Origin of the sequence: Desulfofundulus sp. (genome assembly GCF_049701015.1) — a bacterium.
Taxonomy (GTDB): domain Bacteria; phylum Bacillota; class Desulfotomaculia; order Desulfotomaculales; family Desulfovirgulaceae; genus Desulfofundulus.
Map to the genome: position 1 here is coordinate 1 of NZ_JBNATZ010000382.1, position 1,687 is coordinate 1,687.

The 1,687-nt window shown below is 48.4% G+C and carries 2 protein-coding genes; both read right to left on the minus strand.

Annotation, left to right across the window (positions count from 1 at the left end; genetic code table 11):
* Window positions 1–208 precede the first annotated feature (208 nt).
* Window positions 209–1,243, minus strand: a complete 1,035-nt coding sequence (locus tag ACPLUI_RS14650; RefSeq protein WP_424660975.1) for a TRAP transporter substrate-binding protein — start codon at window positions 1,241–1,243, stop codon at window positions 209–211.
* Window positions 1,244–1,426: 183 nt separating this feature from the next.
* Window positions 1,427–1,687 (minus strand): helix-turn-helix domain-containing protein (locus ACPLUI_RS14655; RefSeq protein ID WP_424660976.1); only part of this gene is annotated, 261 nt, incomplete at its 5' end.

A 1,687-nucleotide genomic window follows, 5' to 3' on the forward strand; every position in this document is an offset into this window, starting at 1 on the left:
CAGAAGAGCCAGCATAATCATAATTTTTTTCATTCTCTCACCCTTTCACTGATTATTTAATCATTAATCAACTTCCCAACTCCCCCCTTACTTTTTTCAATCACCCTCCAGTTGATCAATTTCCTGTTCTCACCTCCCGGTATTTGATTCTGGAAATTGTTAAACAACCAGCCAGTGGTATGTTCTCTGGAATTCAGGAATTTTTATTTCAGGAATTTTTCTTCATGCGTAAAACCGCCTCTACCAATTCATTGCCGATAACCGGCGTAAACTGCCGGTAAAGGGGAGTAAAAGCCGCCAGCCATTCGACCCTTTCCTGGGGAGTCTGGATGTGTATTTTGACTTTACCTGAAGACTCGATTTGTTTAAAGTTTTTGTCATTTAAACCGGCCGCCTGCTCCCGTTCCCACAAGGTTACCTCGGCCATGGTCTCCTCAATAACTTTACGAATATCGGGGGGCAGGGAGCGCCAGAAAGTAGCATTGGTCAACACAACATAACCCATGAAGCCGTGGTTGCTCACCGTTAGATAGCGTTGGACTTCATAAAAACCCTGGGAATAAATATTCGACATGGTGTTTTCCTGGCCGTCCACCTGCCTGGCGGCCAGGGCACTGTACACATCACTGAACGGCAGGGCGGTAGCCCTTGCACCGAGGCAACGGAACTGTTCTTCAAGAACCCGGCTGTTTATCATTACCCGGAAAGTCAAACCAGCAAAGTCACGAGGGTGGACCAGAGGCCTTTCGCTGCTGGTCATATGTTTAAATCCATTATCCCAGAAGGCCAGGGGATGAATATTATAGTGTTCCAGGGTGGCAAAAAGTTTTTGACCTATTTCCCCATCCATCGCCTGGTGCACCTGTTCTTTGCTCTCAAAAAGATATGGTAAATCAAGTAACTGCCATTGAGGAGCAAGGCAGCTTAACTTGGAAGTGGTAGGGGCAATCATCTGAACCGCACCTTGCCGCAGGGCGTCCATTTCCTCCCCGTCCTTATAGAGGGTTGAATTGGGAAAAACCTGTACTTCCACCCGTCCTCCCGTGCGCTGCTGTACCAGGCGGGCAAAACGCCGGGCCGCCTGGCCTTTGGGTGTGTCTTCAGCCACCACATGGGAAAACTTGATCACGATCTTCTCCGTGGGATCCACCTGCTCCCCATCGGGACCCCGCTGATCACAACCAGTAACGAAGAGCAGGAACAATGCCGCTAGAACCAATATGCGCCTTGACCGGCCCGTCATATCTACCCTTAAAGCCCCCTTTATCACAGGACCCACAAGGATGAATAATTTCAATTATATGAATATTCCCAACTCATGCCGCACAAAAATTGAACTCTTTTTGTGAAAACCTCTCTTCATTTTACCCCCCTCTACATCCCCACGGCAACATTTTGACCATTTAGTTGATTGTGGTCTTTATGTTTATGGAACTTTAATTTTGTACCTCTTGATGGGCCGCCCTACTGACCCATACTGCAGTTCCAGGGCGACTTTATCCAATGCGGCCAGGTATTCAAGGTAACGCCGGGCAGTCACCCGGGCCAAGCCGAGACCGGTGGCCACCTCTTCAGCCGAAAGAGCACCCCCGTCTTTAATCAGGAAAAGTAAGATCTGTTTTAGAGTAACCTCATTTAAACCCTTGGGGATCTCTGCTGTACCGGCTTCGTTAACAACTACCGGAGT